Below are 8,296 nucleotides of genomic sequence, written 5' to 3' on the forward strand. Positions count from 1 at the left end.
TTGGTCTTTTCGACATTTTTTGGAGGTGCCATGACTCACGTCACGCGTCTGCCTGCGCTTGTAACCCTGAACCAACTGTCCTATCAGCTCGCCAATGGCGAAACACTGTTCGACGCCCTGAATCTGCGCTTCGATCATCGTCCCACCGGTATTGTCGGCCGTAACGGCACCGGTAAGTCCGTGCTTGCCCGACTGATTGCCGGCGAGTTAACGCCCGCATCCGGCACACTCAGTCGCTTCGGTAGCGTCGCCTATGTGGCGCAAGAGCCGATTGCACTCGGCGGACAAAGCGTCGCGCAAGCGGCGGGTATCGCCCAGGGACTCGATGCGCTCGCCCGTCTGGCCAGTGGAACCGCATCCACCCAGGACCTTGAACACGTCGCTGAGCGCTGGGATTTGCCCGAGCAACTGAGGCTGTCGCTCGACGAAGCCGGCCTGCCCGAGCTGACGGCGCAACACCCCATGGATGCCCTCAGCGGCGGCCAACGCGCACGCATTGCGCTGATCGGCGCGTTTCTCAGCCAAGCCGATTTGCTGGTGCTGGATGAACCGACCAACCATCTGGACGCGGACGGTCGCCGCTGGTTGATGAACCGACTCGCCCACTGGCACGGCGGCTTGATTGTGGTCAGCCATGATCGAACCCTGCTCAACAGCCTTCAGCGCATCGTCGAACTCAATGCCCTGGGTGTGCAGGTCTTTGGTGGCAACCATGCGGCTTACCTTGAGCAGCGCGAGATCGAGCAAGCCGCGGCGCGCGCCGCCCTTGAACACAGCCGCACGCTGCGCAGTCGCGAGCTCAAACGGCTACAGCGCGAACACGACACCATTCAGCGACGCGCTGCTGGATCGCGCAAAAACGCCGAGACCGCCAACGTCTCACGCCCCGAACGCGCCAAAATGAAAGGTGCGGCCACCGAGATCATGGGCCACGTACGTCATGCTCATCAGGCTCACAAGTCCGAGATGAACGATCAGGTGCGAGAGGCCAACCTGCGCGTTCTACCCTCAGATCCGGTGCTGATGACCCTGCCGGGAACCACTGTGCCGGCCAGTCGGCAGGTGATCACGTTGATCGACGCACAGTTGCCCTGGCTGCCACCCGAGGCACCCACAACCTTCCTCACTATTTCACTCGCAGGCCCGGTGCGCATCGCAGTCAGTGGCCCGAACGGCTGCGGAAAATCCACCTTGCTGAAAATGCTCGCCGCGCACTGCAAGCCCGTCAGCGGCGAGTGCCGGCCCCATGTGCCCAGCGCCTACCTCGATCAACAACTGGAATTGCTCGACCCTGAACGCTCCATCGTCGAGCAATTGAACCTGCTCGACACACCGTTATCGGAAGGTTCGGTGCGCAGCCGGCTGGCCCAACTGCAACTGGATGCCGTACGGGTGAGCGTGCCGACGCGCCTGCTCAGCGGTGGCGAGCGTCTGAAAGCGGCGATTGCCATCGCCTTATGGAGAGAAAATCCGGCTCAACTGCTGTTGCTCGACGAGCCGACCAATCACCTGGACCTTGCGTCTGTACAGGCACTGGAGCAGGCATTACGCGGTTTTCCGGGCGCGATCATTGCCGCCTCTCATGATGCCGAATTCCTGCAAGCCCTGGCGCCCACCCATACCTTGCACTGGCAGCACACGGGGTGGCGCCTGCAACGCGTCGAAGAGCGGTGATCGCGCTGAATCAAGCGACGAGCAGCACGGTGCCGTTTTGCACCTTTTCAACGGGCTTCTATAGTTGATGTGAACACCAATACCCCTCGGTGAAGCCATGGAAGACATATTCGTTGTGAAACGCTGCAACAAGACCATCGTCAAGGGTCGCCGCGCGGGTGAAGTGTCTCATCAGCAGCCGATTGCGGCGGTCTGGTACCGGATCGCCGATACCCGCACCGGTGGCGGCTTTATCGGCGACGGTTATGAGCGTATTGAAGATGCCATGCGTGAGTGCCGGCGTCTGAATGCCGCCAGCTCGCGCAGCTCGCGTAAAGTCTGAAACGCAGGCCCACGGCTGCGCCGCTGCAATTGGTTTTCTGGGTCTATACTGATTTCAGCTGAAGGATCGGCGATCCTCATCGGCATAACGCTCGCTCCCGGCGAGCGTTTTGTTGCTCGATCAAAAGCTTCTCTGATACGGAGGTGTTTCTCATGTCCGAAAAAGAGTCCATCACCACATTGCTCACCCTGCTCGACTCGCGTCAAGCGCGTTTGGCAGCTGCCTGCAAGGAAATTGCCGACTGGGTCGACATCCATGGCGGCCACCCCACGGCCATGAAAATTCGCGACCGTCTGCAAGACATCGAGAAAGATGCACCGCTGATTCAGAATGCGCTGACGTCGCTCAAACCTATCGACCGGCCACTGCCTCGATTCAGGTAAGCAAGCCCCGGCTCGTACGCTCAAGCCAGCTGAAGCCGGGACTCACTCAGGATCGGCACCCCGTCGACACGATGCATTTCAGAGCCGATCCCGAGTAATACCGCTGCGAATACGCAGAATATCGGCGAGCACCGCCAAGGCGATTTCCGCCGGTGTCTTGCTGCCCAGATTAAGCCCGATGGGCGCGTGAATACGTGCCAGCTCAGCCTCACCCAAACCACCGATACGCTGCAAACGCTCAAAGCGCTTTTGCGAGGTTTGCATGGAGCCCATCACACCGATATAGAACGCCTCGGTACGCACCGCTTCCATCATGGCCAGGTCGTCGATGCGCGGATCGTGTGTCAGCGCCACCACCGCCGTATCGCTGTGACAGCCACCATCGGCAATGAACTTCGAGGGCAACTCGCGACGAATTTCCACGTTCTCAAGGACCACACCGTCGAGGACCTCATCACGCGGGTCACACAGAATCACTTCAAACCCCAGACCCACCGCGAACTCGGCACAGGCCTGCGCCACGCTGGAATAACCGGCGAGTAACAGCCGCTGGGCAGCGCCAACGCGCAAACGCACCCGATCGACTTCTCGTTCGATACGCGGCCCGTGTTCACGATCCACGCTCAAACTGCGTGCGCCACTTTGCAGATCGACTTCACGGATCAGGCGACGTTGGCCGAGCAACGCGGACTCCAGTTCCCGCAGATGGGCTTGCACCTCACACTCCGGTTCAAGCTTTTCCACCAGCACATCGAGCAAACCACCGCAGGGCAGTTTCACCTGGGAGCGCGGGTCATCGCCTTCGCCGTAACGCACCACCGAAACGGCATCTTGAAAGGCCCCTTCGGCCATGCGCTCAAGAAAGTCGTCTTCGACACAGCCGCCTGACAGTGAACCAATCCAATGGCCGCTATCATTAACCGCCAGCATCGAGCCCGGCGCACGGGGCGCCGAACCGTAGGTGCTGAGCACGCTGCAGAGCCACACACGCTGACCAGCGTTGGACCAGGCCAACGCTCGCCGAACCACTTGCAGGTCAAGATGCTGCATATCAGTGCGCCTTGTGCTCAGCGGGAGCGTCAGCCTTCAACTGCTCGATCTGACTGATCAGCAGATCAGCCGGTTGACCACCCCAGGCCTGACGCAGGTAGTTCAGCAGATCGGTGGTTTGTTGAGTGCTCAACTTGTTGGCAAACCCCGGCATTGGTTGCATGCGCTCGAAACCGGCAAACTTCTGCTCGCCAATCCCGTCTTCGACCACCCGCAACAGGTTGCGCGGATCTTCCAGACGCAGCGTGGTGTTGCCTTGCATCGCCACTGCGATGTGCGGCTTGCCTTCACCGTTGGCACCGTGGCAACCGGCGCAGACGTTCAAGTAATCCTGATGGCCGCGCTGGGCACTTTCGGTCATTTTTTCCAACGGCACGTCGGTCAGCACCTTCGCCTGGGGTGGCGGGTCGCCGAGCAGGAAAGTCGCCATGGCTGCCAGGTCCGGGTCATTGAGATTCTGGGTGCTGTTATGGAACACCGGGAACATCTCGTTGAACATCGTACCCTGGGCACTCATGCCGTGTTTGAGGAATGAGCTCAGGTCCTGATGCGTCCAGCCGCGTGCCGCCAGATCGTTGGCGAGCAAGCTTGGCGCCAGGTAGCCATTGAGCAAGCCGCCCGTCATGCGTTTGTCTTGCTGCATCGCACCGGGCAAGCCACGCGGCGTGTGGCATTCACCACAGTGACCGAGCACGTCGACCAGGTACTGGCCGCGTTTCCAGCCTTCACTTTTGCCGATCGCCGGCGCCAGTTTCACGTCCTTGCCGTAAAGCATGTTCCAGCCCATCAGCCCCAGACGAACGTTGAACGGGAAGCTCAGGCTGGTGACCGGCGCTGCACGGTTGATCGGCGCGACTGTCTTCAGGTACGCGTGGATCGCATCGGAGTCTTCACGCGGCATCAGGTGATACGAGGTGTACGGCATCGCCGGATACAGGTTGGCGCCGTCACGACGTTTGCCTTCGGTCAGCGCGGCGAAGAACTCGTCGTCGCTGTACAGGCCGATACCGTGGTCCTTGTCCGGGGTGATGTTGCTGCCATAGATGGTGCCGAACGGTGAAACGATCGGCAGGCCGCCCGCATAAGGCGCGCCACCGGGTACGGTGTGGCAGGCCATGCAGTCCGCCGCCCGCGCCAGGTATTCACCGCGCTTGATCTGTTGCTGATCCGCGGCCTGCGCCTGCTGGATCGCCATCAGCGAAACGGCCAGGCCGACCGCCGTGCCAAGGCCGGAAAGTACTCGCTTCATGCTTAACCCTCCTTGACCAGGCCGAGGTCAGTCAGCACGTTTCGCGTGGCGCTGTAATAACGCACGTAGCCGGTGCAGCGGCAGATGTGGTGGCCGAGGCTGTCCTCGATCACCGCTTCGAGCTGGCTTTTCTTGATCGGCTGACGCTGGAGTTTTTCCACCAGCACGGTCGCGGCGTTGACGAAGCCTGGGGCGCAATAGCTGCACTGGAAGGCGAACTCGTCGACGAAACGTTGCTGGATCGGGTTCAGTTCGGTGACCTTGCCGCTTTCATCGCGGGTCGCGTGACCTTCGATGGTACGGATTTTCTTGCCCTCGAAGTAATGCGCGCCGGTGATGCAGGTGCGCACTTCTTCGCTGGTGCCATCAGGGTTGTCGACAATCACCACACAGGCGTGGCAAATGCCCTGACCGCAGCCCAGGCGCGAGCCGGTGAGGTTTCGGTATTCGTGCAGGTAGTCGATCATCGGCAGATCTTCAGGGACCTCGACGGGACCGACGGACTGACCATTGAGGGTCATTTGAAGCGGACGGTTAGCCATTGAGGGCCTCCTTGATGCGCGCTGGAGTGATAGGCAGGTCACGGACTCGTTTGCCGATCGCGTGGGCCACGGCGTTGGCGATGGCGCCCACCACCGGAATCATCACCACCTCGGCGATGCCCTTGGACGGGTCGCTGGGCGACAATGGCGGCAGGATTTCCGAGGTCTGTGTCCAGACCGCGACGTCCTTGGCGCGTGGCAAACGGTAGCGGTTGAAGTTCCAGTCGCCCTCCCCCGGCCCACCTTCGTACAGCGGCATTTCTTCCAGCAGCGCGTGGCCGATGCCCATGGCGATCCCGCCTTCGAGCTGGCCCTTGACCAGTTCCGGCACCAGCACCCGGCCGCATTCAAGCCACGAGTGATGGTTAAGCACTCGCACCTCGCCCGAGCCTTTGTTCACTTTCAATTCAACCAGCGTGGCCACAGGACTGTAGTAAGTCACCATCGCGTTGTTCAACTGGGTCGCCGGGTAGGCAATGTTCTGTCGATCCAGCAGGTGGAAACCGGCGCTGTTCATCTGCGCCTTTATCGCGCTCGGCGCACCGTCGCCATACTTCACCGCGAGACCGTCGAGTGGCAGACGCTCGCGCACGCCATTGATGCTGAATTCGGCCTCGGCCCAGCTCCAGCGATTGAAGCCGTGCACGGTCGCGCCGGTCACCAGACCGCGCTCATGGGCCCGTTTGGCCAACACGGCAAACGGCAGCGGTTCCATGCCGTTGGCGGTCAGTTTGCCGTCCACCCAATGGGCGTCTTCACGGCGCACCACATAAGGGTTGGCCTGACCACCGAACGGGCCTTGGCGCCAGAACTCCAGGGCTGCGGGCCACAGACCGTGGTTGAACAGCACGCGAGCCGCTTCACGGGTGGCGTGGCTGAAGTAGTAAGCCGAGTTGGTCGCCGACGACGCCGAGGCAATCTTGCCAACCCAGCGCGGGTTGCGCAGCACGGTGTCCTGTTCGGCCTGGCTCATGATGTACGGGTTGCCGCTGCTGGTCAGTTGCAGCTCTTTCCATTCGGTTTCACCGGTCTTCACTTCGCTGGCCGGGTTACCGAGGAAGTCCGCAACCACCAAGGCCTGGGAAGTGGACATGCCGGTGCCGAGCTCGATGCCGATGTGGCGCAGCGTGATATGCCCGTCAGCGGTGAACTCGACACTGGCCATCGGTGCTTCGGAACCGGTGCCGAAGTCTTTCTGGCAGATGGCAAAACCGATGCCGTACCAGTTGTCCGGGTCCTTGGCGTCCTCTTGTTTTTTCAGCGCGTGACGGTTTTTCCAGAGCTCATTGTCAGCGGCCTTCTGAAGAATTTCGTGCAGGCGCAACGCACCGGCCGGCACCGCGCCCTGGGTGTTTTTCATTCCGGACAGCAGCACGTTTTTCTTGCGCAGATCGATGGCATCGATGTCCAGTCGATCGGCAACCTCGTCCACCATCATCTCGGTGGCGGCCATGGTTTGTAGCGTGCCATAGCCCCGCATGGAGCCGGCTTCAACGCCGCGCGAGTGGTAAGCGGTTACTTGCAGGTCGTTTTGCGGCATGTAGTAAATCGATTGCGCAGCCGTGGCACCGACCGTCGCCACCGAAGGGCTGTAGTTGATCCGCCCGCCACCGTCGGTGGTCATGTCCGCGCGGAAAATCTTGAACGTGTGATCCTGCTTGTCGACGGCCAACTGGTAGCGAATGTCGAACGGGTGACGCTTGATGCCGCTCTGGAACTGCTCGTAACGGTCGTTGGCCAGACGCACCGGCACACCGGCGCCATACAACGCCGCCAGGGCTGCGTAGTAGACGAAGATGTTGTGGTCTTTGGAGCCGTAGCCAACGGTGTAGCCAGGGTGCATGTTCAGCGTGCTCAAACCGAAACGCGATGGTGCGATCATCTTCGCGGTTTCAGTCGCAGCCTCCAGCGGGCACTGGGTAGCGACCACAAAGTGCAGGGTCTTGGTCGTCGGGTCGTACCAACCGTTGCCGTTGTCCGGTTCCATGGCGGCCGGTTCAATTGACGGCGTCTTGTAGCGCTCGTCGAAGACCATCCAGCCTTCCGGTGGCGTCTCCAGTTGCTGCTTCATGCGCTCGGCATAAAACAGACCACGCTCGGTCAGGTTGCCATGCAGGTTCGGCTGAGCGCTCCACACTGGGCGTCGTTCACGAATCATCGGGAACAGGATCGAGTCCTTCAGGCTGGCGAACTCATCCTCATCCGCCGAGGTTGCACCACCGACCCGCACGAATCGGAAACTGCCATAAGGATCGCGCGTGTAATACGGAGCCTCGGCGCCGTAGCGGATCGCCTTGTCGTTGAATTTGAGCTTGTTCTTGGCCTGGCGGAAACGCTCGAAGTCGTTCCAGATCAGGATCGCCACCGGATGGCCGATGAACATCGGCACCTGGCCGGTCGGCAGCAATGGATCAGGCGCGTGGTCTTCGGGGAAGACGATGCCGTCCTTGTCCAAGTCTTGCGCGGTGACGATGCGATCAGGCTGCAGTTCGGCACCCAGCAACGACAGATCGAAACCCTCATAAATACGGTTGGCGCGAATGGTTTTGAGCAGCATCGCGTGGCCTTGCTGCTGCGGCCAGCCCGGCATGTCCTTGGCGCGAATATCACGGGCAAAGACCTTGCTGCCGCAGACCTTGGACAGTGCGTCGTTGCGCATGCGCGCCTTGCCGTTGTTGCCGAGCCACTGCTCGGACGCAACGGTCACGCTGTTTTCCATCAAGGCGGCCAACGCCTGGGAGCTGAGCGGGGTCAGCGTCACGCTGACACCAGCGATCAACCCGCCTTGCAGGAAGGAGCGCCGGGATATATCACGGTTGGACATGGATCATCCTCTGGACGGTTATGAATTCCGTCCATGTCGTTATGGTGTACTGGGAAATCTCTGGTCTCAGGAACCCTTCCTGGCGATGCGAAGGGCTGACAAGCCGAAAAGCTGACCTAGCGGTTAACTTTATCGAATTTGTCTGGCCTCGGCAAAAGTAATAGTAGTTCGAAGGTGAATTTCCTTCGTTGAACGGCGGCGTCCTGGATGCAGGTTTCACCGGCGCGTGGCTGCAGCTAGCGTGTAACGAAC

7 protein-coding genes are annotated in these 8,296 nt (G+C 60.8%); 3 read left to right on the forward strand and 4 right to left on the reverse strand.

What is annotated here, in order from left to right; genetic code table 11:
• Window positions 1–30: 30 nt before the first annotated feature.
• The 3 genes from NTD87_RS23335 (at window position 31) to NTD87_RS23345 (ending at window position 2,379) form a co-directional block, all read left to right on the forward strand.
• The gene (locus NTD87_RS23335; protein ID WP_262116552.1) at window positions 31–1,674 is read left to right on the forward strand and encodes an ABC-F family ATP-binding cassette domain-containing protein; all 1,644 of its coding nucleotides are present in this window, start codon (window positions 31–33) and stop codon (window positions 1,672–1,674) included.
• 97 nt (window positions 1,675–1,771) lie between these two features.
• Window positions 1,772–1,996, forward strand: coding sequence for a hypothetical protein (locus NTD87_RS23340; RefSeq protein WP_262116553.1), 225 nt, complete (start codon window positions 1,772–1,774; stop codon window positions 1,994–1,996).
• Window positions 1,997–2,148: 152 nt separating this feature from the next.
• Entirely contained in the window at window positions 2,149–2,379 is a 231-nt protein-coding gene (locus tag NTD87_RS23345) for a hypothetical protein (RefSeq protein WP_071550498.1), read from the forward strand.
• Between the two features lie 78 nt (window positions 2,380–2,457).
• On the opposite strand, the gene NTD87_RS23350 is transcribed toward NTD87_RS23345, so the two are convergent.
• Genes NTD87_RS23350 through NTD87_RS23365 form a run of 4 tightly spaced genes read right to left on the reverse strand, consistent with a single transcriptional unit; the run spans window position 2,458 to window position 8,044 of the window.
• A complete protein-coding gene (locus NTD87_RS23350; RefSeq protein ID WP_262116554.1) occupies window positions 2,458–3,429 on the reverse strand; it encodes an XdhC family protein in 972 nt (323 codons plus the stop codon).
• A gap of 1 nt (window position 3,430) precedes the next feature.
• The gene (locus NTD87_RS23355) at window positions 3,431–4,678 is read right to left on the reverse strand and encodes a c-type cytochrome (protein ID WP_262116555.1); all 1,248 of its coding nucleotides are present in this window, start codon (window positions 4,676–4,678) and stop codon (window positions 3,431–3,433) included.
• A gap of 2 nt (window positions 4,679–4,680) precedes the next feature.
• A complete protein-coding gene (locus NTD87_RS23360) occupies window positions 4,681–5,220 on the reverse strand; it encodes a (2Fe-2S)-binding protein (RefSeq protein WP_262116556.1) in 540 nt (179 codons plus the stop codon).
• The gene (locus tag NTD87_RS23365; protein WP_262116557.1) at window positions 5,213–8,044 is read right to left on the reverse strand and encodes a xanthine dehydrogenase family protein molybdopterin-binding subunit; all 2,832 of its coding nucleotides are present in this window, start codon (window positions 8,042–8,044) and stop codon (window positions 5,213–5,215) included. Before NTD87_RS23365 ends, NTD87_RS23360 begins: the two co-directional genes overlap by 8 nt.
• Window positions 8,045–8,296 lie beyond the last annotated feature (252 nt).

The sequence above is a fragment of the Pseudomonas sp. 6D_7.1_Bac1 genome (assembly GCF_025465945.1).
GTDB lineage: Bacteria > Pseudomonadota > Gammaproteobacteria > Pseudomonadales > Pseudomonadaceae > Aquipseudomonas.